Below are 25,984 nucleotides of genomic sequence, written 5' to 3' on the forward strand. Positions count from 1 at the left end.
GATCGGGGCCGGACCCGCCGTCTCTTCATTCTCGTCCTGTGTGGGGCAGAGAGCCGACCGCTTCCGATGGAAAGAAACGACCGGCCCTCCCTGGGGTGATCAGTTCGCCGATGCGATGATGTCGGCGAAACGCTTCTGCGCCGCTTCCGGCGTGATCGATTCGTTTGCGAAGAACTGCGAGAACAGGTCTTCCTTCTGCTTCTGCGTGTCAGGCGAGAGAAGCTGGTCAGTACTGGACAGAATATTGCCCTTTGCCAGGACCTCGAGACCCTTCTTCATGCAGTCGTTGGCCGCCGAAAGATCCACGTCGCCGCGCACCGGTAGCGAACCCTTCTTCAGGTTGAACGCGACCTGAACCTTGGGATCAACGATCGTTTCCGCCAGTTTGTCCTGCGCCTCAGATTTTGCCTTGTCCTTCAGGACAGGGAAATAGAAGGCATCGCCACCGGCTGTCAGGTACTGGTTCAGACCCAGGCCGGGCAAGCAGGTATAATCCGTACCGGCCTTCTTGCCTGCCAGCTGGAACTCGCCCTGCGCCCAGTCACCCATGATCTGGCCACCGGCCTTGCCGGTGACGACCATATTGGTGGCCTGGTTCCAATCCTGCACATTGGTGCCCTTGGCGAGCTTGCGCGCTTCATTGGCCGCCTTGAAGATGGCTGCCATTTCCGGGCCTGCGGCAGCCTTGGCGTCCTTGTCCTTGAAGACCTTCATGTAAAGGTCCTTGCCGCCCAACGAAATGATGAGCGTATCGAAGGCGCCGGTTGCCTGCCAGGGCTGACCGCCAAGCGCCAGCGGCTGGATACCGGCCTTCTGGAGCGCCGGACCTGCCGCTACAAACTCGTTCCAGTTCTTCGGAACCTCCACGCCAGCCTTCTTGAAGGCCTCATTGGAGAGCCAGAGCCACTGCCAGGAATGAATGTTGACCGGGGCGCAATAGATCTTGCCCTTGATCGTGCAGCTTTCCAGCAGGCTGGCGGGCTTGATGATGTCCTTCCACTTGCCCTTTTCCGCAACCGCCGTGAGATCGCGCATCAAACCGGCCTCCACCAGTTCCTGCGCTTGACGACCGTGGTTGAACTGGGTCGCACCCATGGGATCGCCGCCGGTGATCCGGCTGATCATGATCGGACGGGCCGTACCGCCAGAACCGGCGATAGCACCATCCACCCATTTGTTGCCCGTTGCGTCGAACCCTTTCGCAAGTTCCTTGACCGCGGCTGCTTCGCCGCCGGACGTCCACCAATGTGTGACTTCGAGGTCCGTTGCAGCAGCCTGAGCTGCCGGCAGCATGACGCCCGCCACGAGAATAGCTTTCAATGCACGCAAATTCATGAGTCTCCTCCCTCACTGAAACGTTGCCGTAAAAAAAGCTATGCGAGTTTCGGGGCGAGCGCAACGGCCTAGCGATCAAAAAATTATCAAATTCTGAATTTCTATTTTTGATTGTATTAAGAGAATTCCCATCGATCCCTTTGATCACAAAAATCTCATTAAATGCGCATATATGTGGGATTTCTACGTCTTTGCATTCGCAAACGCACAGAAAATTTGTGCGCCTGCGTTGTACAACTGAGAGCGGAAAGCAAGGCCCAGTCAGCGAAAATGGCGCTCGACAAACCGACTGTAACGTTTCAGTTTGATGACCTGAAATTCTTTTCAGGGAAAGGGCCGCTGCCGTTTTCAGGCATCCGACAGATGTCTATAATCAGCCCCCTCGAAATGGTGGGAACGCATGGACGACAATCATCAGCTTAAATCTTCCGGGAAGGCTCTCGAGCCTGGTGCGCGTCCTACCTTGAAAACGATCGCCTTTATGACCGGTCTCGGCATCACCACTGTGTCTCGCGCGCTCAAAGATGCGCCGGACATCGGCATGGAGACGAAGGAAAGGGTGCGACTGGTAGCAGCGCAACTCGGCTATCAGCCAAACCGTGCAGGCGTTCGTCTCAGGACCGGCAAGACCAATGTCATCGCGCTTGTCCTCAGTATCGACGAGGAACTGATGGGCTTCACAAGCCAGATGATGTTCGGCATTTCGGAAGTGCTGGCCGGAACCCAATATCATCTCGTCCTGACCCCGCATGTGCACCAGAAGGACCCAATGGTGCCTGTGCGCTACATTCTCGACACGGCTTCCGCCGACGGCATGATCATCTCGCGCACACTGCCGGACGACCCGCGCGTGGCCTTGATGACGGAACGAAATTTTCCGTTCGCAACGCATGGGCGGACGGATATGGGCGTCTGCCACCCGTTCCATGATTTCGACAATGAAGCCTATGCTTTCGAAGCAGTGAAGAGGCTTGTTGCGAGTGGCCGGCGGCGTATCGCACTGCTCGCGCCACCGGCGAAGCTATCCTATTACATTCACACGCGCATCGGGTTCGAGCGCGGCCTTGCCGCCTTCGGAGCGACGGAAGTATCCATGGGGCGCATGACGAGCGAAGCGCCCTTGTCAGACCTGCGCAGCTATTCCTCCGATCTCATGCGGTCTGCCGATCCACCCGATGGCATTATCTCCATCAGCGGCAGTTCAAGCATCGCGCTCGTTGCGGGGATCGAGGCGGCAGGCAAGCGTCTCGGCCATGATGTAGACATGGTCTCGAAACAGTCGGCGGAGTTCCTGAACTGGATCCGGCCCGAGATTCATACGGTCAACGAGAGCGTGCGCCTGGCCGGGCGCGAACTGGCAAAGGCCGTGATTGCCCGTATCGATGGCGTAGCGCCAGAATTGCTTCAAAGCGTCAGCAGCCCCGTGTGGTCCTCCATGGCGCCAAGAGACTAAAGCTCGATCAGGCCTTGATTGCGAGGCGAACGCCACCCCAATGTCTGCCATTGACGGTGATCGGCGCAGATATGTCCTTCATCAGGACGAAGACTCCACCACCCATGTCGCGGCGATAGGTCTGCATCAGGAAGGGTTCCTTGCCTCGTCCGGCAGCCAGACCGACGCGATCATTGAAGATACGGCGATTGCGGCAGTTCGCCGTGTTCCACGTCACATCTCCCGGCCGCTGCGGCTGGGCGAACTTGCGGTTATGGGTCGGCAAGTATCCGTTCTCATCGACGGCTGCGCAGAATGCGATACGCTCATCGCTGGAAGCAACGCGTTCCTGAATATTGGGGAGAACGGCATCGGTGAATTCGGTAAATCGCGTCATGTACTGGACCGGATCGGTGCCACGGATCGGCTGATAATTGCGGTCGAACAACGCTCCCATGTCAATTCGACCAGAACGCACCGCATCCTCGAAAGCGCGGCTTACCTCCTGCGCCACGGACATGACGGTGCGGATGTAAGGCATGTCGGGTGTCTCAATGCCGGTGCTGGCAACGGCCTGGATCATACGCTCCGATATGTTCACCACATCGTTGACCCGCGCCGACGTGGTCTGGAGTTGATCGTTGGATTTCAGGATTGCATTTGCAGCCACGGCAATTGTCGTTGCGAACTCGCCGCACTGACGGTCGACGGCATCTGTGGTGTGAGCAAGAGACGATGCGCTATCCAGAATACGCGCCATGACCGTTTCAACCTCATGGAACGAACCCTGCACCTCCTTGGAGGTGGATCGTACCCCTTCGGCAGAGGTTCGCGCGCCTTCGCCCGCTTTTATCAGCATCTCGATGCGCTCGCCAAGCTTCTGCAGGGTCTGCTGGATCGAAGAGGTTGTTTGTGAGGTCTGCAATGAGAGTGCCCGAACTTCCGCCGCAACAACGGCAAAGCCCTTTCCAGCGTCTCCTGCGCGGGCCGCCTCGATGGCTGCATTCAGCGCAAGAAGATTGGTCTGGCGGGCGATTGTCCCAATGTCTTCGGCCAATCGTCCAACCTCGCTGAGAGCCGACGAAAAGGACCGGATTTCGGTCCCGATTTCCTGCGAGGCTGTGACCATGTCGTCAATGGCATGGATGGAACCGTCCAACTGCCTCGCCTGCACGCCCAGCACTTGTCGGGCACTCGTGGCAAGACTGTCTGTTTCACCTAACGATGAAGCGATCTGACGATTTGTCTGCGCCATGGCCTGAGCCGCGTCCGTCATCCGCCTCAGCAGCGCGGCGTGCTCGCCGGATTGGGTAGCGGTATCCTGGATCGCGCCTGCTATATCGACGAGATGAACGCCGAGATCTGAGGCTTCGGCGGCAAGCCGTGACACAGCATGGCGGAGCGGATTGTCCACCGTAACATTATCTTCAGAGTTCGAAGCATGCTGTGCAGATGCGACCACGCGTTTCTCCCAAAGCTATTGGAAGTATCAGTTGCGATGGTTAAGGCTCAGTATACCGATCATCATAATATCATAAATAATGCAAATATCTCGAAAAACAGAAAAGCCGCGACGGGCGCGGCTTGCATTCATGAGCAACACTGGAACGGCCAGATATCAGCCGCGATCAAAAGCCTTGGGGTCGATCCCCAGCGTTACCAGATCGCGCTTCAGCGGCTTGCGACCAGCCTCGACGGCGGCGGAAGCGGAAGCGGCGGCGCCAAAAACAGCAATCGCACGACCAATGAAACCACCGCGCATTCTGTTTGTGTTCGTAGACATTTTTCTCTCCTTTTGTCTGAAGAGAATATCGATATTGGCGCGTCTTTTTGCAATGCACAAGAAAGGATGGGAGCCATGCGATTGTCGCATGACCGGTAAATAAGCTTTACGATCTGATCATTCCTGCGGCATTCTGCGCACCAGAATCGCACAGGAGAAGAGCAGCCATGATCACCATCTTCGGCATCAGGAACTGCGACACCATGAAGAAGGCGCGCAACTGGCTGGACAGCCACGGCATTGGCTATCGATTCCATGATTACAAGTCTGAAGGGATCGACGAGGCGCATCTTGCCAAATGGATTGCATCCGAGGGGATTGACGTTGTCTTGAACCGCGCGGGCACAACGTTCCGGAAGTTGACCGACGAAGACAAAGCCAACTTAAGCGAAGACAAGGCAATCGCATTGATGATTGCGCAGCCCTCCCTGATCAAGCGTCCTGTTCTGGAGGCCAACGGCGCCATCACCATCGGCTTCAAGCCAGAGCTCTACGAGGCTCTTTTCTCGTCCTCTCGTTGATCCCGAGGTTGCGATGTCCAAGACTACACGCGCGACGCAGACCCTTGAGAAGGCGGGCATCGCTTTTACCGTCCACACCTATGCTTACGACCCCAATGCGGAGCGGGTCGGGCTTCAGGCGGCGGAAGCCATTGGTGAAGAGCCGCACCGGGTTCTCAAGACGCTGATGGCGGAGGTCGATGGGAAGCCGGTCTGCGTGGTCGTGCCGTCAGACAGCGAGGTTTCGATGAAAAAACTGGCGGCTGCGTTTGGCGGCAAATCCGCAGCCATGATGAAACCCGCCATGGCAGAAAAGGCGACCGGCTACGTGGTTGGCGGCATAAGCCCCTTCGGACAGAAGAAGCAGGTTCCGACCGCAATCGAGGAGGCCGCGATGAACGAAACGCTGGTTTACATGAATGGTGGCCAGCGCGGGCTCCAGGTGCGCCTTGCGCCAACAGATGCACAGCGCACACTCAACGCGATCATCGTGTCTGTCATTGCAGAGCGTTGAGGCCCGGCCTATCTTCCGTTTTTCGCAATTACAAAAGCAGGCAGACCATGACCCTTCACACCGAGATCAAGAGCCCCGTCGACCCAAACAAACTGGAAAAGCTGGCAGAGGTCGCCGTCAAGGTGGGCCTTCAATTGCAGCAGGGGCAGGATCTGGTTATCACGGCGCCGCTGGCGGCCCTTCCCCTTGTCCGCCTCATCACCAAGCATGCCTACAGCGCGGGCGCCGGTATTGTTTCCACGTTCTATTCGGATGAAGAAACGACGCTTGCGCGCTTCCGTTACGGACAGGATGCGAGCTTCGACAAGGCCGCCGACTGGCTCTACGAAGGTATGGCCAAAGCCTATGCCGGAGGCGCTGCACGTCTCGCCATCTCCGGCGATAACCCCATGATGCTGGCCAACGAGGATCCGGAGAAGGTTGCCCGCGCCAACAAGGCAACATCCATTGCCTACAAACCAGCTTTGGAGAAGATTTCCAACTTCGACATCAACTGGCACATCTGCTCCTATCCGAACCCGGCCTGGGCACGACAGGTCTTCCCGGATCTTCCTGAAGAAGAAGCCGTCCACAAACTGGCTGAAGCGATTTTCGCGGCTTCGCGCATCAATACGCCTGATCCGATCGCTGCCTGGGCAGAGCACAACGCCAATCTGAAGAAGCGCTCCAGCTGGTTGAACACCGAACGATTCTCGGCGCTGCACTTTTCAGGCCCGGGCACTGACCTGACGGTCGGTCTCGCAGATGGTCACGAGTGGCATGGCGGCGCCTCGAAGGCCAAGAACGGGGTCATCTGCAACCCGAACATACCGACCGAAGAAGTATTCACGACGCCGCATGCCCTGAAGGTTGAAGGCACCGTCTCCTCCACCAAGCCTCTCTCGCATCAGGGTACGCTGATCGATAATATCCAGGTGCGCTTCGAGGCGGGCCGCATCGTGGAAGCCAAGGCTTCAAAGGGCGAGGGTGTTCTGAACAAGGTGCTGGATACGGATGAAGGTGCGCGCCGTTTAGGTGAAGTGGCGCTCGTTCCTCATTCGTCGCCGATCTCGACATCAGGTGTGCTGTTCTACAACACGCTGTTCGACGAAAACGCCTCCTGCCACATCGCACTTGGCCAATGCTACTCGAAATGCTTCCTGGACGGCGCATCTCTGACCCCGGAGCAGATCAAGGCTCAGGGCGGCAATTCCTCTCTCATCCATATCGACTGGATGATTGGCTCCGATCAGGTCGACATCGATGGCCTGCGCGAAGACGGCAGTCGCGTACCCGTCATGCGCAAGGGTGAATGGGCGTAAAAGCAATCGGCAAACAATGTGCGAGCGGCTCGGGCTGCTCGCGCTAGAACAGGGAACCCTGTTCCGGCCCTTTAGCGGAAGCCGATTTGGCTACCCGCTTGCGCGCTACCGGCGCTTCAGGCAATGGCGTAGATGTGGGGGGCTCACTTCCCTCCACCGCACTTGCGCTAATCCGTCCATCCGCAAATTCGACGGACAGCATTTGTCCGGCAGCGATATTGGCGGCTCGCGTCAATGGTTGATCATCCTCGCCGCGAATGACAGCATAGCCGCGCTTCAGAACATTCTTGTAGGACAGAGATTGCAGCATCCGGTCATGGGCCAGCACAGCAGCAGTCCGCCTCGACAGCGCATGGACCAAGGCCGTGTCTGCATGCCGGACCAAGGATTGAAGCTTCAGACGGTCGCGTTCGATCTGCCCGCTTAGCCGCTGTGGCAGCGAAAGCAAGCTAACCTCCGCTTTGGCCAGACGGCTGCGTTCGCGTAGCAGATGCCGCTCCAGGCAGCGATCCTTGCGCAAGACCTGCTCTGCAATACGCCGGCGACCATCCGCAATGCGACCGGAAAGAAGTTCCAGTCGCAAGCCCGCCGTCGCCCGCTCCATTATCCGGCGCTTGGCAAGGGTGGTTCTCTCCAAACCTCGACCAAGCCCGGCAGACGCCTCATCGAAACGGCGGCGCGGCAAGGCCAGCAGTTGATCAAGAGAGGGAAGCGCCCGCACCAGCGCTCGCAGGTTCTGCCGACGGCTATCCATCTGACGCGAAGAACTGCCGCGAAGCCGTGCCGCAAGATTGGAAATCTGCGCATCGAGATCGGCCTTTACCGGAACCGCCATTTCGGCAGCCCCGGTCGGTGTGGGCGCTCGCACGTCGGCGGCGTAATCGATCAGCGTCCAGTCGGTTTCGTGACCCACAGCAGAAATGAGCGGAATCTCGCTGTCCGCCGCGGCGCGTACGACAGCCTCGTCGTTGAAACTCCAGAGATCCTCGAGGCTGCCGCCACCGCGGGCAACGATCAGGACATCGGGCCTGCGAACCGCACCCAAGGGATCAAGGGCATTGAAGCCGCGGATCGCGTTCGCAACCTCGTCGCCCGATCCCTCCCCCTGCACTTTGACGGGCCAGACCACGACATGCACCGGAAAGCGGTCGGTGATGCGGTGAAGAATATCGCGAATGACGGCGCCGGTTGGTGACGTGACGACGCCGATCACCTTGGGCATGAAGGGGAGCCGCCGCTTGCGCGCCGGATCAAAAAGCCCTTCGGCACCAAGTTTGCGCTTGCGCTCTTCCAGCAGCGCCATCAGCGCACCGGCCCCTGCGGGCTCCAGTGTCTCGATGACGATCTGATATTTTGACGAGCCGGGGAAGGTCGTGACCTTACCGGTCGCGATCACTTCCATGCCCTCTTCCGGGCGAAATTTCAGCTTGGTGAAGGACCCTTTCCAGATCACAGCATCAATGCGCGCCTTGTCGTCCTTCAGGGCGAAATAGGCATGGCCGGACGAATGGGGACCACGATAGCCGGAAATCTCGCCGCGCACGCGCACATGATCGAACGCGGTTTCAACGGTACGCTTGATCGAGCCGGAGAGTTCCGACACCGAAATTTCGGCCAGGTTCGTCGGCTGATCAGAGAAAAGGGATCTGCTCATAGGCCCTATCTATCGTATCTGGATGTGATTTTCATCCGACCGCGATGGATTGTCCTGCACTTTTCTTAAGGGCGAACGGTGTAAATGCGGAAATGTGACCCTTCCTTCGCGGGTTGAGGCTGAAGGAAATCGGGAACATTTCCCTTGGCAAGCTGCGCATAGAGGCCTTGCGGGTTCACCTTCATAAGGTTTCGGGTCTGCGGGTCGCCAGCACAGAAAGCAAGAACTGTTACCTTCGCGCCCTTCAGGAAAGCCTCCGCCTCGCTCGGCTTCGAAAGTCCTATGTGAAGCTCGGTCAGCATGCCTGCCTGATTGCGATGGTAGGGCGCACTCAAAACCCGGTGCGGCGTATAGCGAAGAATGGTAGCGCCACTATCGGAGGGGGCAGCGACGACCCCCGTGGGATAACCCGCAAGCGCAAGACCATCGGCGCTCGATCGGCAGTCGGCTTCCTCCTCTGCAACAGACTTGTCCTGGCCGAGCAGCGTCTTGAGACTGAGGGCATCCCGTATTCCGTTCGTCGCAACCGCACCGAACAAGGCCCAGACAACCGGAACGGAAAACAGAGCGGCGAGAATGTAGGCCAGACCTGCATTCATGTTTTCCGGCTCGGCATTGGAATGGCGCTTCAGATCGCTGATCAACAACGAAAGCGGAAGGATGGTCAAGGCATTGGTGATGGCGGCGCCACGGACCTGCACGAGAGAAATCAGCCATGCGGTTCCAACAAGTGCCAGAAGCAGCAGATGCGCCTCTGCTCTGTCCTTCTGGATGATCCTGAACACGCAAACGGCCACAGCAAACAGGCCGACGAGATAAAAGGCTCCAAAAGTATCCGGCGAGGTCGCCAGCAATGTGCGGGCCGACTGCGCTTCCGTCGTGTTATCGAGCCACAGCTCCACCAGCATAGGGTCGAGATTGGCAAGCGGATTTCCAAGGCATTGAGGGGCGATCAACAGCCCGGTTGCCAAAACGGCGGCCCCGATGAGCGCCACAGCAAGGATGCGCTGCCTGAACGTCACCAGACCGGTCAGGCGTCCGGCCAGGAAAAGCCCGGCCCCGCCAACGGCTGAAAGCGAATAGAAGCCAAGCGACAGGTTATCACAGGTTACCGCGCCATAGGCACTGGGCGGCACCGTCGCAAAGAAGAAGGCCGAGATGGAAAGAGCAAAGGCAAGACCGAAGCTGCGCGCCGCCGGAGCGAATTCCTTGCCATGCCAGCACCATTGCAAGGTGACGACCATACAGCCGACGGCGACCACCGGTACGGTTTCGGCCCCAATGGCAATGGCAAAAGCTGCCGCAATACCCGCACACAGATGGCTTGAACCACTCCATCGCCTGTCCAGCAACATTGCCGTCATCACCATGAGCGTCGCCAGTTGCACGTTATGATGATCGATGTTGCCGGGATAGAAGCGCTTCATCGTGAAGATGTAGAGGCAGGCCAAACCCAGCGAAATATGCATGGCGGGGATGCCGCCAAGCCGCCGACCGGCCAGACCGGCAGCCGCCAGAAGAACCGCAGCGGTGGAAAGTGGCCAGACAATGAGGGCGAGTGTCTCAGCTTCGACGGATGATCCAGTGAAGAGGGAAAAGAAACGGATCAGGGCTGCGATCGGCAGATCGACAAAGCGCGACCAGTGCATCAGCGTGCCGCCCTCCAGACCGAGACGATACTGATGCAAGTCGAACCATCCCTGACCGTTCAACAGATCACGAACCTGAACGAGCCGCACCACATCATCATTGTCACCGCCGACATAATCACTGGCGGTCGGTAGATGAAAGAACAGGATCAGGCCAATCAGAACGACCGCATAGACGAGGACGCTTGGCAGAAGCCGACTGAACATGCCTTTCGATCTTTGACGTTCATCGCCATGAAGGCCGCTTTCGCTCGTCCAGATGGTCATAATCGGTCAATCTCCGGCAAAGGCATGCCACGTGATGCGCGGTCGAAACCTAGCCTTAACCTTCTCAAGAAATAGTAAAGCGCGAGTACCCGGCCCTTCTTCCGGCGTCGCCTCCATTTGCAGTGTACCGAGTAGAACAGATCATGGATGATGCCGCATCGGGCGAACTGAAGATCGCCGTCCTTCTGCCTTGCTTCAACGAGGCTTCCACCATCGCATCCGTCGTCCAGGGTTTCAAATCTGCTCTCCCCTCCGCCCGGATCTACGTCTACGATAACAATTCTACCGATGGCACGGCACTCGCGGCCATGCTGGCAGGCGCCGAGGTTCGCCGTGAGCGGCGTCAGGGCAAGGGGCATGTGGTGCGCCGCATGTTTGCAGACATCGAAGCCGATCTCTACATCATGGCAGATGGCGACGGCACCTACGCACCGGAAGATGCCGACGAACTGGTCCGAACGCTATTGACCGAGCGCGTCGACATGGTTGTTGGAACCCGTCGCGGGGTGCATGCCGACGCAGGCCGCCAGGGGCATGCAGCGGGCAACCGGCTGTTCAATCTTCTCTACCGGCAGATGTTCGGCTCGGATTTCACCGATATCTTTTCGGGCTACAGGATCTTCACGCGGCGTTTCGTCAAAAGCTTTCCGGCAGTTTCCGGCGGCTTCGAGATCGAAACGGAAATGTCCGTTCACGCCTCCCGCCTGAAGCTGCCGGTGACGGAGCTTGAACTGGATTACGGGCGGCGGCCGGAGGGGTCGTTTTCGAAGCTCTCCACATTTCGGGATGGCTTTCGCATTCTTCGAATGTTCGCCATGCTGATGAAGGAAACGCGTCCGTTTGCCTTCTTCGCAGTGATTGCGGCCCTCTTCTGCTGCGCGGGCCTGCTGTTCTCGGCACCGGTTCTCATCGAATATTTCAAGACGGGCCTCGTTCCGCGCATGCCGACCTGGGTTTTCTCCCTCAGCCTTTATGGTCTGGGCTTCGTCTCCTTCGCAGCGGGCGTGATCCTGGATTCGGTTGCACGAGGCCGAAACGAAGTGCTTCGGCTGAACTACATCAATCTGCCTTCCCTGTTTTCCGAACGACAACGCTCCCCGGTTGCCGCCACTGATGTGAAGCGGGACGCCGCATGAAGCGCGAAACGACCAACAAGATCCGCTTCGTCATCGAAGACATCCTGCCGCCTATCTTGCGGGATTCCAGATTGTTTCTCTGGCTTGCGCAGAGTGCATGGGGCTCACACATCTCGCACCTTGCCAGATTTCGCGAACGCGCGCCTTTCCTGACAGCGGATGAATATGCCGAGCTTTACCGCAATCATCCGCGTGTGCATGCTGGCACGGATAATTCCGATGCCTGCATCCGACGCATTGTCAGCGAAATTGCCGGATCGAGTGTCTGCGATGTCGGTTGCGGTACGGGCGCGCTGTTGACGCATATAAAGGCAGGCAACCCGGATCTTGCCCGCATGACGGGTGTCGACTTCGTCATAGATGATGCGGCGGCCTTGCCGGGTGTCGAGTATGTGGCCGCCAAGATTGAAGCGCTGCCCTTTGCCGATGGTGAGTTCGATACGGTAGTGTGTACGCATGTTATCGAGCATGTGCTGGAGTATCGGCAAGCCATTGCAGAGCTTCGCCGGATTGCGCGCAAGCGTCTGATCATCGTCGTGCCGCGCGAACGGGAATATCGCTACACGTTCAATCCGCACTTCAACTTCTTCCCCTATACGCACTCCTTCCTGCGCGCCGTCCACCCGGTCCCGTTACGCTATATGTGCGAAGATATCGGGCGTGACATCTTCTACCTGGAAGACAGAGAAGGCTGAGCGTGATGGATTTTTCCAGCCTCACACCGGTACTCTGGCTCGGGCTTATCGGCACCCCGCTGATGATCGCCATGGGCCAGGTGCTCTTCAAGATGACGAGCCAGACCGCGGGTTCCTTTTCGGTCAACGGCCTCCTGTCACTGGCGCTGAACCCTATCCTTATCACAGCCCTTGTTCTTTACGGGCTCGGCACCATCATCTGGATCTATGTGCTCAAATCGGTGCCGCTGACGATCGCCTATTCCTTCATGGGCCTCACCTTCTGCTTTGTGCCGGTGCTGGCGCAAATCTTCTTCGGCGAGCCCTTGAGCCTACGATACGCTGTGGGAGCTTTGCTGATCATTGCGGGATTGCTGACCATCAATGTCTGAACAGCGCCAGAGAACAGACTGGCTGGTCATGGCCGGTGTTACAGTGCTTGCCGACCTGCTGCTCTTCATGGTCCTCGATACAAGCATGCAAGGCCTAGTCGTCTCGCGGCTCATGTCGCTCGTCCTGGCTTACGGGATTGCCCAGGCCATTCGCCTGCTCACCGGTTTCGGCAAGCCACCACGCGCCTTTGTCGAGCGGCCCGGTCTCTGGCCGCTCGTTGTCATCACCGTTGTCCTCAATACGGGGCTATTCGTTGTCTTGAGCGAAAGAGCACCGATTGTTCAGCCGGTCGTCCATCTCGTCTTGTCGTGGCTCGGCTCTCTGGCGTTTCTTGCCTTCGGCCTGAAGCGAATACGCCGTTTCCAGCGACCAGACGGACAAAACTAGACCTTTTCCCAGCCGTCGTGTTCGCTTGCGCGATAGATGGCATCGATGAATTGCTGGTTGGCACGCGAGCTTTCCAGCGTGACCACCTCGGCCTGGTTGCCGGTTGCGGCGCGAGCGAAGGCCTCTGCCTGACGCTTGTACTGCCTGCTATCCTGGAAGCGAAAGACCTCTGAGCGTCCGTGACCCTGGTCAGTCAACTCGACCTCTTCGGCCCCGTAACGATCCGCATTGAACGGCGACTTGACCTCGATGAAGCCCTTGGTGCCGTGGAACACCATGATCTGGCGGGCGGCCATCTGGGTCGCGGTATAGAAGGTCAGATCGAAATCTCCGAAATCGGCTTTCACGCTGGAATAAATGTCGGTTCCGAACTCCGGATCACGCTCCGTCGTGGCCTGAACCCGCAATGGCTCCTTGCCGGTGGCGAAACGGGTTGCCATGGTCGGATAGACGCCGATATCCGGCAAGCCACCGCCGCCCAACTCCGGAATGTTTCGCATGTTGGAGGGATCGCGGTTGAAATAGCTGAACGCACCCTGCACGTGGCGCAGACGCCCGATGGCCTCATTGCGCAGAAGGTCCCGCACCTTGTGCCACACGGGGGCATAGGTGATCATGAAGGCTTCCGAGATCAGCACCTTGTTGCGATCTCTTGCCTCGATAAGCCTGTCGATTTCACTGGCCTTCAAGGAAATCGGCTTTTCGCACAGCACATGCTTGCCCGCTTCTGCCGCCTTGATGGTCCATTCCACATGCTGACTGGTGGGCAGCGGTATATAGACGGCATCGATTAAATCGGATGCCAGCATTTCCTCATAGGAACCAAAGGCATGCGGCACTGAAAATCGGTCCGCCATGGCACGGGCGCGGGTTATGTCGCGGCTGGCAATCGCGCTGACGACCGCATTCTCCGCATCCTGAATGGAGGGAATGACAGCATTCTGACCGATACGGGCGGTGGACAGGATTCCGAAACGGAACATGGGGATCTCCTCACTATTTTCGGTCTACCTTACGAACCGCATGAGACGGATGCAATTGCTGTTCGGACCTCAATCCAATCGATTTATTTCCGTGATCCTCCATAACGCCTTTTGATTGGTGCATGACCTTCCATCAGGATAGCGTTGCTCCATATCCCCCACCTATCCATTGAATCCCAGGAGCAGATTTCATGCAACACCGCGCCCTTGGCCGCACAGGCCTTTCGATCGCCCCTGTCGTTTTCGGCGGTAATGTCTTTGGCTGGACCGCCGACGAGAAGACATCCTTCGACCTGCTCGATCGCTTCTTCGACGCGGGCTTCAACACCATTGATACCGCCGATGTCTATTCGGCCTGGGTCGATGGTCACAAGGGCGGCGAGAGCGAAGAGGTCATTGGCAGGTGGCTGAAGCGCGGAAGCGTCAGCCGTGACAAGGCCATCATCGTCACCAAGGTCGGCTTCGATAATCGCGGCCAGAAGACAGGGCTTTCCAAGGGGTGGATCGAGCAGGCGATCGACGCTTCCCTGAAGCGGCTCGGAACCGACTATGTCGATCTCTATCTGGCCCACAAGCCGGATGCCGAAGTTCCTGTCGAGGAGAGCCTGGAGGCCTTCGCAAAGCTGAAACAGGCCGGGAAGGTGCGCGCCATCGGGTGCTCGAACTATGATGCGACGCAGTTGCAGGCCTCGCTCGACGCTGCTGCCAGCAAGGGCCTACCGCGCTACGACGTGCTTCAGCCGGAATACAATCTCTACACCCGCGAGAAATTCGAGGGAGAGCTTGCGGACCTCTGCCAGCGTGAGGAGATCGGCGTCATCAGCTACTATGCACTGGCTGCGGGATTTTTGACCGGCAAGTATCGTGAAAAGAAGGATACCGAGGGTGTGGCGCGCTCCTACCGCGTCGCCGATTACCTCAACGACAAGGGAATGCGTATCCTGGCGGCGCTGGATGAGATCTCGGTCGAAACCAATGCGTCTGCGGCCAGCATCGCGATCGCCTGGGTGGCGGCACGGCCCGGAATCACCGCACCGATTGCCTCTGCAACATCCCTGCGACAGCTGGAATCGATCGTGGCCGCGGGCTCGCTTCAATTGTCTGCCGACCAGATGGCGCGCTTGAACGAGGCCGGTCTCTGATGGGCATCTTGATCCGCAATGCCACGGCTGGCGATGAGGCGCGCTTTCGCGAACTCTGGGCCAGCTATCTGGATTTTTATCAGGTCACGGTTTCGGACGAGATCACGGCCTCGACATTTTCCAAGGCGCTCAGTCCCGATAGCAGCATCTTCATGCAAGTTGCAGAGGTCGATGGGCGCGTCGAAGGCTTCGCGCTTTGCCTGACCCATGAAGGCACATGGATTCTCGGCAAGGATCTCTATCTCGAAGACCTGTTTGTCGATGCAAGCCAGCGCGGCAAAGGCGTGGGGCGCGCGCTGTTGCAGGATCTGGTCGATCTGTCGAAAGCCAATGGTTGGTCCCGGCTCTATTGGCACACAGCCGAGACGAATGTCACGGCGCGGAAACTCTATGACAGCTTCGTCCAGTCGGACGGGCATATCAGATATCGCATCACGATCGGCTAAGGCCGAGCCGTCAACCGGAAGGGTTAGACCATGCAGAAGAGAAAACTTGGATCCCTGGAAACCTCCGCTCTCGGGCTGGGCTGCATGGGCATGACCCATGCCTATACACCCGTGATCGACGAGCAGGCTTCTATCAAGACGCTGGCACGCGCCGTGGAACTGGGCGTGACGCTGTTCGACACGGCGGAAGTCTATGGACCGTTCACCAATGAGGAACTGGTGGGCAAGGGTCTCAAGCCCTACCGAGACAAGGTGCTGATCGCGACCAAGTTCGGCTTCACCATCGGCGATGAAGCAAAGGCCGCACGCCCTTCAGGCGTCGACAGCCGCCCGGACCATGTGCGGCAAGTGGCGGAAGCTTCCCTCAAGCGGCTTGGCGTCGAGGTGATCGACCTGCTTTATCAGCACCGCGTCGATCCGGATGTCCCGATCGAGGAAACCGTCGGCGCCATGGCGGAACTCGTGAAGGAAGGCAAGGTGCGGGCACTCGGACTTTCCGAGGCGAGCGCCGCAACGCTCAAGCGGGCACATGCCGTCCATCCCATCGCCGCCATCCAGAGCGAGTATTCCCTGTGGACTCGTGACCCCGAGGAAAACGGTGTTCTGGATACCTGCAGGGAACTCGGTATCGGCTTCGTTCCGTTCTCGCCACTCGGTCGAGGGGCGTTGACCGGCGCGCTCAAGAACCTTGATGGCCTTGCTGAAAATGATTTCCGCCGTGGTCTTCCTCGTTTCCAGGGCGAGAATTTCGATGCGAACCTTGCGCTGGTTCATCTGCTTGAAGAGATGGCCGCGAAGAAAGATGTTTCCGCAGGTCAACTGGCTTTAGCCTGGGTGCTGGCGCAGGGCGATTTCATCGTGCCAATTCCCGGCACCACGAAAATTGCCAATCTTGAGAAGAATATCGCCGCAGCAGATATCGATTTGTCTGCGCAGGAACTGGCCGAACTGGGTGACCTGCTGGCTCCCTCCAAGGTCAAGGGCGAACGCTATCCGGAGAGCATGGCGAAGATGGCCAACAAGTAGCACAACCGCTGCATCGTACTCCGGGAGGGTATAAATCTTCCGGAGTACTGTCCTTCATTCAGGCGATGGGCGAGGCGCCAAAATGTTGAAATTCATCGATGATTTCTGACATGAGCCTCTCGATTTTAAGAGATTAGTAAAATCTTACTCTTTATTTTCTGACAGTTAGTTTCCTTTCAGCCTATGAGGCTTTCATGTCCATTTTTGATCTTGGCGGCGATGCGCGGTCTGTCCTCGCAGCGCTCAACCGCTCGCAGGCAATCATCGAGTTCGACCTCAGCGGTCGGATCCTGCACGCGAACGAGAACTTCCTCAACGCCATGGGATATCAGCTGTCGGACATCGTTGGGCAGCATCATCGAATGTTCGTGCTGCCTGCCGAGGCTGGATCCCGCGAATACAAACAGTTTTGGTCGGGTCTTGCAGAGGGTCGTTTCGACCAGCGTCAATACAAGCGCGTGGCGAAAGGTGGCCGGGAAATCTGGATCGAAGCCTCCTACAACCCGGTCTATCGCGGCGGAAAGCCGTTCAAGGTCGTGAAGTTCGCGACGGATATCACGACACAAAAGCTCCGGACGCTGGATGCGGAGGGAAAGCTGGCAGCACTGGATCGTGCCCAGGCCATCATCGAATTTACGCCGACCGGCGAGATCATCGAGGCGAATTCAAACTTCCTGCACGCCATGGGCTATTCGCGCGAAGAGATCATTGGTCGACACCACTCAATGTTCTGCGACCGCGACTACGCCGCTTCCCGCGATTATCGCGAGTTCTGGGAAACGCTGGGCACTGGTGCTTTCATCGCGGACCAATTCACCCGTTTTGGCAAAGGCGGAAAGCGCGTCAACATTCAGGCGTCCTACAACCCGATCGTCGACCGCGATGGCAAAGTGCTAAAAGTGGTCAAGTTTGCAACGGATGTTTCGGAACGGGTTCGCGTCATTGAAGAACTCGGCGCCGGCCTGCACCGCCTTGCCGAATGCAATATTCGCATGACACTCGACAACGCCTTCAGTGCCGAATTCGAACCCCTGCGACAGGACTTCAACAGTTCAATCGGTGCCTTCCAGCAAACCCTTTCCGGCGTGCTCAACCAGACCGAATTCCTGATGGAAAACGGCGAGGCCATGAGCAAGTCTGCCGAAGAACTGTCTGCCCGCACGCGCCAGCAGGTTGCCGCTCTGGAAAACACGGCCACCGCGCTTGCCCAGGCGACATCGAATGTTCGCTCCGCCACCGAACGCACGCGCGAAACACGAAAGCTTGCAAGCGATGCGCGTCTGGCTGCGGCTTCATCCGTCGAGGTGGTTCGCAACACGGTGAGCGCCATGGAGCGCATCGAGGCGGCCTCGAACGAGATCGGCAAGATCATCGGGGTGATCGACGAAATCGCCTTCCAGACAAACCTGCTGGCTCTCAATGCCGGGGTAGAAGCTGCCCGGGCCGGTGACGCCGGCAAGGGCTTTGCCGTCGTGGCGCAGGAGGTACGGGAGCTTGCGCAACGTTCCGCAAGCGCTGCAAAGGAAATCAAGACGCTGGTCAGCACGTCAGCGGACGAAGTGAAAGATGGCGTCCGGCTGGTCGGTGAGACAGGCAGGGCATTGCAGGAGATCGAAAGCTTCGTGGAAGCGATCGACCGCAACGTCGATGGCGTCGCCACCTCCTCTGCCGAGGAAGCGCTAGCACTGGACGAGATCAATAATTCGGTTATGGATGTCGATCGTATGGCCAAGGCGAATGCCGAAATGGTCGCGCATTCGACCCAAATCAGCCAATCGCTGTCGGACGGCACCGCCGTCCTGACCGAGCTGGTTTCGCGGTTCAAGCTGAACAGGCGCGGCACTCAACGCGAAGACAAGCGCGAGATCTGGACACCGGAAGAACGCGCCCGCCGGATTGGTCAGCTGCGTCAGGCATCCTGACAAAAAAGGCCGGGCGACGCGTGTCGCCCAGCCCCTTCCCTTGGGAGGAAATGATTTTGATCAGGCGCGCACGCGGCCACCAAGCGAACCGCCGAGGAAACCGGCAAGGGCACCAATGACCAGCGCCAGGGCAGACATCAGTGCACCCTTGGAAAATGCAGCGGATGCTTCTGTTGCGGCCTTGGCTGCGGCCTGCTTCGCCTGTTCAACGGACTGACGGTACTGCTGCTCGTACTGCGTGACCTGTTGGCGGGCATCATCGACAGAGATGTTCTGCGCCTTGGCCAAGGCATCGGCAGCACGGTTGCGGGCCTCTTCCTGCTTCGCGGCATCACCCGTGAGCAGAGCCTGCATGGAAGCAACGGCCGCATCACGCAGCGCTGCGGGGTCATTTCCGCCGCTGACGTTGCGAACCTGCTGTTCGATGCTTTGCAGGGGATTGGTGGCATTGGCGATGGATGGTGCGGCGGCGGTTGCAGCTGTCGCAATCGTCGAGCCCGTTCCGCTGAGAATGGTGGAGACTCCTCCGAAGGCACCGGAAACGAGTGCGCCAATCGACGTCGTTACGAGATAGAGCAACAGTATAGTCGTCGCTGCCCAGACGGTCAGGCCATGCAGACCACCGCTCCGGGGAATGCGATGTGACAGCCGACCGGCAACATAAGCGCCCAAAAATACGGAAATGACGGCAGAGACGACAAACCAGATGGCGGATGTTGTCGAGACCGTTGAGGCATCAGGCGCGCTCTGGCCGACGGGGTTGATAATGGCTGTCCCGATGCCTGCTCCGAGTAGGTTCAGCACAAATTGCGAGGAGATTGCAATTGCAACGCCAGCGAATATTGCGCCCCAGGAACAACTTCTGGCAGAGTTTAACAGAAGACCTTCGCGATGGGTGGATGAGACGGGATGGGTTGAAGTGAAATCTGTCATATTCGACACTCCTGGAACCACCGTGACTGTCACGGCGCTCAGGAACGACGAATTAGACTGTTGGTTCCCGCCACATAACGCAGAATCTTCTAGGCTATTCTTTCTTTCTCTCGCGTGCGAAGGGTAAGCGGGACCTTGGCGAACATCACGGCATTTCCGGCGAGCGTCAGGCAGAGGCCGAAAACCCCCGGCCATGTCCAGTGATAATCCTCGAAGATGCTCGACAATGTCAGTGCCACGACGGGAAAGAGAACCGTTGCATAGGCCGCCTTCTGTGAGCCGAGACGCGAGACCAGCATGAGATAGGTTGTGAAACCTACGACTGAGCCGATCGCCGAGAGATAGATCAGTGCAGCCATGTAGGTTCTGTCCGGCGGCGCGACGACAGGTGTTTGCGTGACAGCAACCAGAAACAGCAAGGCCAGAGATCCGTATGTCATGCCCCAGGCATTGGCCGTGATGGGCGAGAGACCAGCGGCACTATTGCGGCGCGACGCCATGTTGCCAAAGGAAAAGAAGAGCGTTCCAAGAGCCGAGAGCGCTATACCCTTCCAGCTGTCCGGCTTGACCGCCAGAAACACATCCGGTCCAAAAAGCAGGCAAAGGCCTGCCACACCCAAAGCAGCTGCAACGAGCGTCCGTGATTTGATGGGATCGCCGAAAAAGATCCTGGCATTCACGGCATTATAGACGGTGGCCAGAGAGAAGACGACGGAGATCAGTCCTGACGGCACATAGGCAGCCGCATGATAAAAGCAAAGAAAGTTGCAGCAGAAGAGTGATAGCGCCTGAACGACCACGAAAGGCTGCTGCTGGAGTGTCGGAACCTTCAACCGGCCAGAGAGCACGAGCGCCCCAACAAGAATGAGGGCAGCGAGGGCGAAACGGTAGAAAACGGACACCAGCACCGGAACAGGCCCGATCTGCAGCGCAATCGCAATCCAGGTCGTTCCCCAGATGAGCACGGTGGAGGAGAAAAGCAGCAGATTGGTCATGATGGCACCTGAATGAGACTTCAGGGCAAACCCTAACGCACCGAAAGAGGCTCGCTCTTGCAGGATCTTGCGGCGATCTCTCTTTGCGTCCAGATTGCAGCACATTTTCCATGGTCAGGCAGCCGCTTTCAATTGTAGGAATAAGGCCTGCCACCACTGAGCTTGCCATGCTGAACACTGCATCCGTTTTTGGTTCCCTGTCTGCTTCCTCCCGGGCTGTGAGCCTGGGCGCTCTCGATATGGGTAGCGGCAGGGCAGCAGCGCTGTGGAGCAACAGTCATGACCGGATGCGCTATGAACGGCCTGACGGCCATGCCTTCAGCTGTTATCTGCGTGGCGGCGACGGAACCCGGCGGGTCGACGGCAAAAGATTATCCGGGCGGCCTGGCGCGGTGTGCATCATGCCGCAGGGCGCATCTTCGGAATGGGAAATCACGGACCGCTTTGACTTCGTCCATCTCTATCTTGCCGACGACGAACTGAAACGATTGTTCTCGGAGATCTTCGATCGGGACGCACGGCTGATGCTTCTCCCGGAAGCGACCTTCGAGGACGCGCCTCGTATTGCCGATGGTCTGGGTAGGCTTGCAACGGCGCTCCAGAGCGACAACCGGATCCTGGCAGAACAGGCCATCGTATCGACGGTGCAGCATCTCTTCAGCGATCATCGATACGGCGATCACAACCTGCGACAGTTGCGCGGTGGTCTTGCAGCACATATCCGCCGTCGCCTGCTCGACTACATCGAGGCGCATCTGCAGAGCCAGATTTCGCTGCGCGATCTCGCCGCGGTTGCGGACCTCAGCGAATTCCATCTGCAACGGATGTTCAAGCAGAGTTGTGGTATCAGCCCCTACGGCTATTTGCTCAATCGCCGGATGGAAAGGGCACGGCTGATGCTGACCGGGGCTGAGCCCATTGCCCAGATCGCCACTGCCTGCGGTTTCAGCAGCCAGAGCCACCTCACACGCGCCTTCAAGACAATGACGGGAATGACGCCATTGGCCTACCGCCTGATGGCCAATGGCATAGCTTGCGAGCTACCAGGCAGCTGAAGTCGGCAGCCTCACTGACTGCCGACCCGCCTAATTTGATCAAGCGCGAAGAACGCCGCCTGTTGTCTTCTCGACATTGCCGACAATCTTCTTCGTCAGCGCGTCAAAATCCTCATCCGTCAGGGTCTTGTCCGTCGGCTGGATCAGAACCTCGATCGCGATGGACTTCTTGCCTTCGCCAAGAGATGCACCTTCGAACACGTCGAAAACGTTGACACCGGTGATGAGCTTGCGGTCGGCACTCGTGGCAGCCTTGATGATGGAGCCAGCATCCACGGCTTTCTCGACCACGAAGGCGAAGTCGCGCTTCACCATCTGGAAGGGTGACAGTTCGAGAGCAGCCTTGGTGCGGGTTGCCTTCTTCTTCGGTTCCGGCATGACATCCAGATAGACCTCGAAGCCGGCCAGTGCGCCGGAGACATCCAGAGCCGACAGCGTGTTCGGATGGAATTCACCGAAGTGCCCAAGCACCACTTTCGGGCCCATCTTTATCGTGCCGGAACGACCCGGATGATACCAGGATGGACCGCCCTGCTCGACCTGCACATTCGCCATCGGCATGCCGCACGCTTCGAGAACAGCCAAGGCATCTGCCTTTGCATCGAACACATCGACCGGCTTTCCGCCACCCTTGGCTGCGTTGGACCATAAACGGCCTGAACCGGAAAGCGAGGCCGTGCCGCGGCGAATGCCACCGGCAACGCGACGCTGCTTTTCGGGTGTATCGCCCTCATAGGTGCCCGATACCTCGAAGATCGCCACGTCGCCATAACCCTTGTCGGCGTTGCGCTGGGCGGCAGTCAGCAAACCGGGCAGTAGCGATGGACGCATGTCCGACATATCGGCTGCAATCGGATTGACCAGCTTCAATGCCGGGCTTCCACCACCGAACAGCTTCGCCTGATCTTCCGGGATGAAGGACCAGGTGACAGCTTCCAGCATGCCGCGCGAGGCAAGCGCGCGCTTGGCAACACGGGTACGGATCTGCAGCGTGGTCAGGATACGCGCATTGACCGTGTCCTTCGCAGCAAGCGGTTCCGGCTTGATGTTGTCGACACCGTGGACGCGCATGACCTCTTCCACGAGATCCGCCTTGCCATCGACATCGGGACGCCAGGAAGGCACAGCGACCTGCACGCGCTCTTCGTCGCCGGAGAGGATCTCGAAGCCGAGACCAGTCAGGATCTGACGGCTCTCCTCAACGGAAACGTTGAGGCCGGTCAGGCGTTTCACTTCCGAGAAGGGGAAGTCCACAAGCTTGCGATCATGTCCCTTGTAGCCGGAAACACGCGCCTTTGCAGCGGTGCCCCCGCACAGCTCCAGCACCAGTTCGGTGGTGCGCTCAAGACCCGGCATCATGTATTCGGGATCCACGCCGCGCTCGAAACGATAGCGGGCATCAGTGATGATGCCCAACGCACGGCCGGACTTGGCGATGTTGATCGGATCCCACAAGGCCGACTCAATCAGCACATCCACCGTGTTTTCATCGCAGCCGGAATGCTCGCCGCCCATGATGCCGCCGATGGATTCGACGCCGTTATCATCGGCGATAATCACATTGTTCGACGAGAGCTTGTAGGTACGCGTATCGAGCGCAAGGATTTCCTCTCCTTCCGTCGCACGGCGAACGGTGAGATTGCCCTTCACCTTGGCCGCATCGAAAACGTGCATGGGGCGACCCTGGTCGAAGGTCATATAGTTGGTGATGTCGACCAGCGCATTGATTGGACGAAGACCGATCGCCTTCAGACGCTGCTGCATCCAGGCAGGGCTCGGGCCATTCTTCACGCCGCGGACAAGGCGCAGCGCGAAACCGGGGCACAGGCTCTCGTCGTCGAGATCAATGGAGACTTCGACCGGAGTTTCCCCGTCCACCTTGAAGCTGGGTGCCTTTGGCTGCTTCAGCGTGCCGAGACCAGAGGCGGCCAGATCGCGGGCGATACCGAATACGCTCGTGCAATCCGGGCGATTAGGCGTGAGGTTGATCTCGATGACCGGATCATCGAGCCCCGCAAAGGATGCAAAGGTCTGACCGACCGGAGCATCTTCCGGCAGATCGATGATGCCGTCATGATTATCGGAGATGTTCAGCTCCTTTTCGGAGCACATCATGCCATGGCTTTCGACGCCGCGAATATTGCCGACAGCGAGCGTCACATCGATACCCGGCACATAGGTGCCCGGGCGTGCCAGAGCGCCGACAAGGCCAGCGCGGGCATTCGGCGCGCCGCAGACGACCTGAACCGGCTTGCCATCGCCCGTATCGACCATCAGTACCTTCAGCCGGTCAGCGGAGGGGTGCTTTTCAGCGGAAACAACCTTGGCAATGACGAAAGGCTTGTAAGCTGCGCGATCATCAACATCCTCGACTTCGAGGCCGATCGCCGTCAAGCGCTCGCAGACCTCTTCCAACGAGGCATTGGTGTCCAGATGTTCCTTCAGCCAGGAGAGCGTGAATTTCATATGTTTATCCTCCGTGCTGAATTACTGGCTCAAACCGCCGAACAGTGTCGGCATGTCGAGCGGACGGAACCCGTAGTGGCTCATCCAGCGCACGTCCGCGTTGAAGAAGTCACGCAGGTCCGGCATGCCGTATTTCAGCATGGCGATGCGGTCGAGCCCCATGCCCCAGGCAAAGCCCTGATACTCGTCGGGATCTAGACCGCCGGCACGCAGGACATTCGGGTGAACCATGCCGCAGCCGAGGATTTCCATCCAGTCAGTTCCCTCGCCGAACTTGACGATCGGGCCGGAAGAACGGTCACACTGGATATCCACCTCGAAGCTGGGTTCGGTGAACGGGAAGAAGGAGGGGCGAAAGCGCATGGTGACGCTGTCCACCTCAAAAAAGGCCTTGCAGAACTCTTCGAGGATCCAGCGCATGTTACCGACATGGCTCTTCTTGTCGACGACCAGGCCTTCCACCTGGTGGAACATGGGCGAATGGGTGGCATCGCTGTCCTGACGGTAGGTCTTGCCAGGAATGATGATGCGGATCGGCGGCTTCTGGGCTTCCATGGTGCGCACCTGCACAGGCGAGGTGTGCGTGCGCAGAACCTTGCGCTCACCCTTCTCGTCCGTCGGGAGAAAGAAGGTGTCGTGCATCTCGCGGGCCGGGTGACCCTCCGGGAAGTTCAGCGCCGTGAAATTGTAATAGTCGGTCTCGATATCCGGACCTTCCGCGATCGAAAAACCCATATCTGCAAAGATGGCGGTGATTTCATCGACGATCTGGCTGATCGGGTGAATGCGTCCACGCTCGGCGGGCGAAGAGCGCACCGGCAGGGTTACATCCAGCGTCTCCGCTGCAAGCCGGGCGTTGATGGCGGCGTCGCGCAGCACAGTCTTGCGCGCGTTCAACGCCTCCGTCACCTCGGTCTTCAAGGCATTGATGGCAGCACCGCGAGTCTGGCGCTCTTCCGGGCTCATCGACCCCAGCGTCTTCAGCAGTTCGGAGACGGAGCCTTTCTTGCCCAGCGCCGAAACGCGAACGCCTTCCAGGGTCGCCTCGTCGGACGCATCGTTGATTTCAGCCAGAAGCGAGGATTTCAGGTTTTCCAGATCGGACATGATGATTTCCGTTTGATGCCGGGCAGTGAGCAGACAGGTTTGGATCGCTGCTTGCGACATGTGGTCGTAACGGTCAAATGAAAAACCCGCGCCAGCCCAAACCAGCGCGGGTTTCCCAAATCAATGAAGCTCGTGAAGCTTGGGAAGCGCTGGTTAACGAACCGCGCTTTCAAACTCGTTTGCCGTACCGGCATCCTTGAGGTAGGCGAGCGCCTTCTTGGAAGCTTCGACGAGAGCGCCGAATGCTGCCGGCTCATGGATTGCCATGTCAGACAGAACCTTGCGGTCCACTTCGATGCCAGCCTTGTTCAAGCCGTCGATGAAACGACCATAGGTCAGGCCGAATTCGCGGACAGCAGCGTTGATACGCTGGATCCACAGAGCGCGGAAGTTGCGCTTCTTGACGCGACGGTCGCGCGTTGCGAACTGACGCGAACGATCGACAGCTGCCTTTGCGGCGCGGATGGTGTTCTTACGACGACCGTAGAAGCCCTTTGCGGCCTTCAGGGTCTTGGTGTGCTTTGCGCGTGAGGTTACGCCACGTTTTACGCGTGCCATGTCATGATCTCCTTAATGTTCCGAAAGCGAAATGGTCTCAGAGACCGTTTGGCAGGTAGTTCTTGATGACCTTCTTGCCGTCAGCTTCGGCCAGAACCATCGTACCGCGAGCATCGCGGATGAACTTGTTGGAACGCTTGATCATGCCGTGGCGCTTGCCAGCAGCAGCGGCGAGAACCTTGCCCGTCGCAGTGACCTTGAACCGCTTCTTGGCGGACGATTTCGTCTTCATCTTGGGCATTTTGCTACTCCGTATTCTTGTATCGAAGCTGGCTGATGAGGCTGGCTTCAAGCTATTCAAAAACGGCCACGGCATGCCCTGCCGG

General features: G+C 58.4%; 25 protein-coding genes. 13 read left to right on the top strand and 12 right to left on the bottom strand.

Translation table 11 applies throughout. The features are described from left to right. Positions 1-99: 99 nt before the first annotated feature. The gene (locus tag G6N80_RS09570) at positions 100-1,335 is read right to left on the bottom strand and encodes an ABC transporter substrate-binding protein (protein WP_062555116.1); all 1,236 of its coding nucleotides are present in this window, start codon (positions 1,333-1,335) and stop codon (positions 100-102) included. Between the two features lie 400 nt (positions 1,336-1,735). Here G6N80_RS09570 and G6N80_RS09575 point away from each other — a divergent pair, with 400 nt between their 5' ends. After that, entirely contained in the window at positions 1,736-2,788 is a 1,053-nt protein-coding gene (locus tag G6N80_RS09575; protein WP_062555115.1) for a LacI family transcriptional regulator, read from the top strand. 7 nt (positions 2,789-2,795) lie between these two features. Here the strand turns inward: G6N80_RS09575 and G6N80_RS09580 are convergent, their stop codons facing one another. After that, positions 2,796-4,229, bottom strand: a complete 1,434-nt coding sequence (locus G6N80_RS09580; RefSeq protein WP_062555114.1) for a methyl-accepting chemotaxis protein — start codon at positions 4,227-4,229, stop codon at positions 2,796-2,798. Between the two features lie 156 nt (positions 4,230-4,385). Then, positions 4,386-4,550 (bottom strand): hypothetical protein, encoded by a 165-nt coding sequence (locus G6N80_RS09585; RefSeq protein WP_165133345.1) that lies wholly within the window; start codon positions 4,548-4,550, stop codon positions 4,386-4,388. A 167-nt stretch (positions 4,551-4,717) separates the two neighbouring features. Here G6N80_RS09585 and G6N80_RS09590 point away from each other — a divergent pair, with 167 nt between their 5' ends. The 3 genes from G6N80_RS09590 to G6N80_RS09600 are packed head-to-tail and all read left to right on the top strand — an operon-like array spanning position 4,718 to position 6,865. After that, entirely contained in the window at positions 4,718-5,071 is a 354-nt protein-coding gene (locus tag G6N80_RS09590; RefSeq protein ID WP_062555113.1) for an ArsC family reductase, read from the top strand. A 13-nt stretch (positions 5,072-5,084) separates the two neighbouring features. Continuing rightward, positions 5,085-5,564 carry a Cys-tRNA(Pro) deacylase gene (ybaK, locus tag G6N80_RS09595; RefSeq protein ID WP_062555112.1) on the top strand — a complete coding sequence of 160 codons (480 nt, stop codon included), beginning with the start codon at positions 5,085-5,087 and terminating at the stop codon, positions 5,562-5,564. A 47-nt stretch (positions 5,565-5,611) separates the two neighbouring features. Continuing rightward, positions 5,612-6,865 (top strand): aminopeptidase, encoded by a 1,254-nt coding sequence (locus tag G6N80_RS09600; RefSeq protein WP_165133347.1) that lies wholly within the window; start codon positions 5,612-5,614, stop codon positions 6,863-6,865. Between the two features lie 43 nt (positions 6,866-6,908). Here G6N80_RS09600 and xseA read toward each other — a convergent pair whose 3' ends face one another. Further along, a complete protein-coding gene (gene xseA / locus G6N80_RS09605) occupies positions 6,909-8,519 on the bottom strand; it encodes an exodeoxyribonuclease VII large subunit (RefSeq protein ID WP_165133349.1) in 1,611 nt (536 codons plus the stop codon). Positions 8,520-8,584: 65 nt separating this feature from the next. Next, complete coding sequence (locus G6N80_RS09610; protein WP_165133351.1) at positions 8,585-10,435, bottom strand: hypothetical protein; 1,851 nt, start codon at positions 10,433-10,435, stop codon at positions 8,585-8,587. Between the two features lie 143 nt (positions 10,436-10,578). Between G6N80_RS09610 and G6N80_RS09615 the strand changes: the two genes are divergently transcribed. The 4 genes from G6N80_RS09615 to G6N80_RS09630 are packed head-to-tail and all read left to right on the top strand — an operon-like array spanning position 10,579 to position 13,025. Then, positions 10,579-11,571, top strand: coding sequence for a glycosyltransferase (locus G6N80_RS09615; RefSeq protein ID WP_165133353.1), 993 nt, complete (start codon positions 10,579-10,581; stop codon positions 11,569-11,571). Continuing rightward, on the top strand, positions 11,568-12,266 hold the full coding sequence (locus G6N80_RS09620; RefSeq protein ID WP_165133355.1) for a class I SAM-dependent methyltransferase: 699 nt from the start codon (positions 11,568-11,570) through the stop codon (positions 12,264-12,266). The genes G6N80_RS09615 and G6N80_RS09620 overlap by 4 nt, the downstream gene beginning before the upstream one ends. Positions 12,267-12,271: 5 nt before the next feature. Further along, the gene (locus G6N80_RS09625) at positions 12,272-12,637 is read left to right on the top strand and encodes an EamA family transporter (RefSeq protein ID WP_165136996.1); all 366 of its coding nucleotides are present in this window, start codon (positions 12,272-12,274) and stop codon (positions 12,635-12,637) included. Further along, positions 12,630-13,025 carry a DUF4175 domain-containing protein gene (locus G6N80_RS09630; RefSeq protein WP_165133357.1) on the top strand — a complete coding sequence of 132 codons (396 nt, stop codon included), beginning with the start codon at positions 12,630-12,632 and terminating at the stop codon, positions 13,023-13,025. The genes G6N80_RS09625 and G6N80_RS09630 overlap by 8 nt, the downstream gene beginning before the upstream one ends. Here the strand turns inward: G6N80_RS09630 and G6N80_RS09635 are convergent. After that, complete coding sequence (locus G6N80_RS09635) at positions 13,022-14,008, bottom strand: Gfo/Idh/MocA family protein (protein ID WP_062555104.1); 987 nt, start codon at positions 14,006-14,008, stop codon at positions 13,022-13,024. The two genes, G6N80_RS09630 and G6N80_RS09635, sit on opposite strands and share 4 nt — an antisense overlap. A gap of 191 nt (positions 14,009-14,199) precedes the next feature. Here G6N80_RS09635 and G6N80_RS09640 point away from each other — a divergent pair, with 191 nt between their 5' ends. From G6N80_RS09640 to G6N80_RS09655, 4 genes are all read left to right on the top strand, one after another. Beyond that, positions 14,200-15,150 (top strand): aldo/keto reductase, encoded by a 951-nt coding sequence (locus G6N80_RS09640; protein WP_165133359.1) that lies wholly within the window; start codon positions 14,200-14,202, stop codon positions 15,148-15,150. Further along, positions 15,150-15,596, top strand: coding sequence for a GNAT family N-acetyltransferase (locus tag G6N80_RS09645; RefSeq protein ID WP_062555102.1), 447 nt, complete (start codon positions 15,150-15,152; stop codon positions 15,594-15,596). The genes G6N80_RS09640 and G6N80_RS09645 overlap by 1 nt, the downstream gene beginning before the upstream one ends. A gap of 30 nt (positions 15,597-15,626) precedes the next feature. After that, the gene (locus G6N80_RS09650) at positions 15,627-16,622 is read left to right on the top strand and encodes an aldo/keto reductase (protein WP_165133361.1); all 996 of its coding nucleotides are present in this window, start codon (positions 15,627-15,629) and stop codon (positions 16,620-16,622) included. Positions 16,623-16,816: 194 nt separating this feature from the next. Then, positions 16,817-18,544 carry a methyl-accepting chemotaxis protein gene (locus G6N80_RS09655; protein ID WP_165133363.1) on the top strand — a complete coding sequence of 576 codons (1,728 nt, stop codon included), beginning with the start codon at positions 16,817-16,819 and terminating at the stop codon, positions 18,542-18,544. A 60-nt stretch (positions 18,545-18,604) separates the two neighbouring features. Here the strand turns inward: G6N80_RS09655 and G6N80_RS09660 are convergent, their stop codons facing one another. Both G6N80_RS09660 and G6N80_RS09665 read right to left on the bottom strand, forming a co-directional pair. Beyond that, the gene (locus G6N80_RS09660) at positions 18,605-19,477 is read right to left on the bottom strand and encodes a PhnA-like protein (protein WP_165133365.1); all 873 of its coding nucleotides are present in this window, start codon (positions 19,475-19,477) and stop codon (positions 18,605-18,607) included. 89 nt (positions 19,478-19,566) lie between these two features. Further along, a complete protein-coding gene (locus G6N80_RS09665) occupies positions 19,567-20,472 on the bottom strand; it encodes a DMT family transporter (RefSeq protein ID WP_165133367.1) in 906 nt (301 codons plus the stop codon). Between the two features lie 167 nt (positions 20,473-20,639). Between G6N80_RS09665 and G6N80_RS09670 the strand changes: the two genes are divergently transcribed. Next, positions 20,640-21,527 carry a helix-turn-helix transcriptional regulator gene (locus G6N80_RS09670; protein ID WP_484456045.1) on the top strand — a complete coding sequence of 296 codons (888 nt, stop codon included), beginning with the start codon at positions 20,640-20,642 and terminating at the stop codon, positions 21,525-21,527. A gap of 39 nt (positions 21,528-21,566) precedes the next feature. On the opposite strand, the gene pheT is transcribed toward G6N80_RS09670, so the two are convergent. The 4 genes from pheT to rpmI all read right to left on the bottom strand — a co-directional run bounded on the left by pheT (position 21,567) and on the right by rpmI (position 25,899). Beyond that, complete coding sequence (gene pheT, locus G6N80_RS09675) at positions 21,567-23,993, bottom strand: phenylalanine--tRNA ligase subunit beta (RefSeq protein WP_165133369.1); 2,427 nt, start codon at positions 23,991-23,993, stop codon at positions 21,567-21,569. A 21-nt stretch (positions 23,994-24,014) separates the two neighbouring features. After that, on the bottom strand, positions 24,015-25,100 hold the full coding sequence (pheS, locus tag G6N80_RS09680; RefSeq protein WP_062555097.1) for a phenylalanine--tRNA ligase subunit alpha: 1,086 nt from the start codon (positions 25,098-25,100) through the stop codon (positions 24,015-24,017). Between the two features lie 153 nt (positions 25,101-25,253). After that, a complete protein-coding gene (rplT, locus tag G6N80_RS09685) occupies positions 25,254-25,658 on the bottom strand; it encodes a 50S ribosomal protein L20 (RefSeq protein ID WP_137134867.1) in 405 nt (134 codons plus the stop codon). Positions 25,659-25,695: 37 nt separating this feature from the next. Next, positions 25,696-25,899, bottom strand: a complete 204-nt coding sequence (gene rpmI / locus G6N80_RS09690; RefSeq protein ID WP_062555095.1) for a 50S ribosomal protein L35 — start codon at positions 25,897-25,899, stop codon at positions 25,696-25,698. Positions 25,900-25,984 lie beyond the last annotated feature (85 nt).

The sequence above is a fragment of the Rhizobium rhizoryzae genome, assembly GCF_011046895.1.
Classification (GTDB): Bacteria; Pseudomonadota; Alphaproteobacteria; order Rhizobiales; family Rhizobiaceae; genus Neorhizobium; species Neorhizobium rhizoryzae.

Excerpts from the sequence above, each read along its gene's own strand:
- G6N80_RS09570 (WP_062555116.1), bottom strand. The coding sequence starts at position 1,335 with ATGAATTTGCGTGCATTGAAAGCTATTCTCGTGGCGGGCGTCATGCTG.
- G6N80_RS09575 (WP_062555115.1), top strand. The coding sequence starts at position 1,736 with ATGGACGACAATCATCAGCTTAAATCTTCCGGGAAGGCTCTCGAGCCT.
- G6N80_RS09585 (WP_165133345.1), bottom strand. The coding sequence starts at position 4,550 with ATGTCTACGAACACAAACAGAATGCGCGGTGGTTTCATTGGTCGTGCG.
- G6N80_RS09590 (WP_062555113.1), top strand. The coding sequence starts at position 4,718 with ATGATCACCATCTTCGGCATCAGGAACTGCGACACCATGAAGAAGGCG.
- ybaK (WP_062555112.1), top strand. The coding sequence starts at position 5,085 with ATGTCCAAGACTACACGCGCGACGCAGACCCTTGAGAAGGCGGGCATC.
- G6N80_RS09600 (WP_165133347.1), top strand. The coding sequence starts at position 5,612 with ATGACCCTTCACACCGAGATCAAGAGCCCCGTCGACCCAAACAAACTG.
- xseA (WP_165133349.1), bottom strand. The coding sequence starts at position 8,519 with ATGAGCAGATCCCTTTTCTCTGATCAGCCGACGAACCTGGCCGAAATT.
- G6N80_RS09610 (WP_165133351.1), bottom strand. The coding sequence starts at position 10,435 with ATGACCATCTGGACGAGCGAAAGCGGCCTTCATGGCGATGAACGTCAA.
- G6N80_RS09615 (WP_165133353.1), top strand. The coding sequence starts at position 10,579 with ATGGATGATGCCGCATCGGGCGAACTGAAGATCGCCGTCCTTCTGCCT.
- G6N80_RS09620 (WP_165133355.1), top strand. The coding sequence starts at position 11,568 with ATGAAGCGCGAAACGACCAACAAGATCCGCTTCGTCATCGAAGACATC.
- G6N80_RS09625 (WP_165136996.1), top strand. The coding sequence starts at position 12,272 with ATGGATTTTTCCAGCCTCACACCGGTACTCTGGCTCGGGCTTATCGGC.
- G6N80_RS09630 (WP_165133357.1), top strand. The coding sequence starts at position 12,630 with ATGTCTGAACAGCGCCAGAGAACAGACTGGCTGGTCATGGCCGGTGTT.
- G6N80_RS09635 (WP_062555104.1), bottom strand. The coding sequence starts at position 14,008 with ATGTTCCGTTTCGGAATCCTGTCCACCGCCCGTATCGGTCAGAATGCT.
- G6N80_RS09640 (WP_165133359.1), top strand. The coding sequence starts at position 14,200 with ATGCAACACCGCGCCCTTGGCCGCACAGGCCTTTCGATCGCCCCTGTC.
- G6N80_RS09645 (WP_062555102.1), top strand. The coding sequence starts at position 15,150 with ATGGGCATCTTGATCCGCAATGCCACGGCTGGCGATGAGGCGCGCTTT.
- G6N80_RS09650 (WP_165133361.1), top strand. The coding sequence starts at position 15,627 with ATGCAGAAGAGAAAACTTGGATCCCTGGAAACCTCCGCTCTCGGGCTG.
- G6N80_RS09655 (WP_165133363.1), top strand. The coding sequence starts at position 16,817 with ATGTCCATTTTTGATCTTGGCGGCGATGCGCGGTCTGTCCTCGCAGCG.
- G6N80_RS09660 (WP_165133365.1), bottom strand. The coding sequence starts at position 19,477 with ATGACAGATTTCACTTCAACCCATCCCGTCTCATCCACCCATCGCGAA.
- G6N80_RS09665 (WP_165133367.1), bottom strand. The coding sequence starts at position 20,472 with ATGACCAATCTGCTGCTTTTCTCCTCCACCGTGCTCATCTGGGGAACG.
- G6N80_RS09670 (WP_484456045.1), top strand. The coding sequence starts at position 20,640 with ATGCTGAACACTGCATCCGTTTTTGGTTCCCTGTCTGCTTCCTCCCGG.
- pheT (WP_165133369.1), bottom strand. The coding sequence starts at position 23,993 with ATGAAATTCACGCTCTCCTGGCTGAAGGAACATCTGGACACCAATGCC.
- pheS (WP_062555097.1), bottom strand. The coding sequence starts at position 25,100 with ATGTCCGATCTGGAAAACCTGAAATCCTCGCTTCTGGCTGAAATCAAC.
- rplT (WP_137134867.1), bottom strand. The coding sequence starts at position 25,658 with ATGGCACGCGTAAAACGTGGCGTAACCTCACGCGCAAAGCACACCAAG.
- rpmI (WP_062555095.1), bottom strand. The coding sequence starts at position 25,899 with ATGCCCAAGATGAAGACGAAATCGTCCGCCAAGAAGCGGTTCAAGGTC.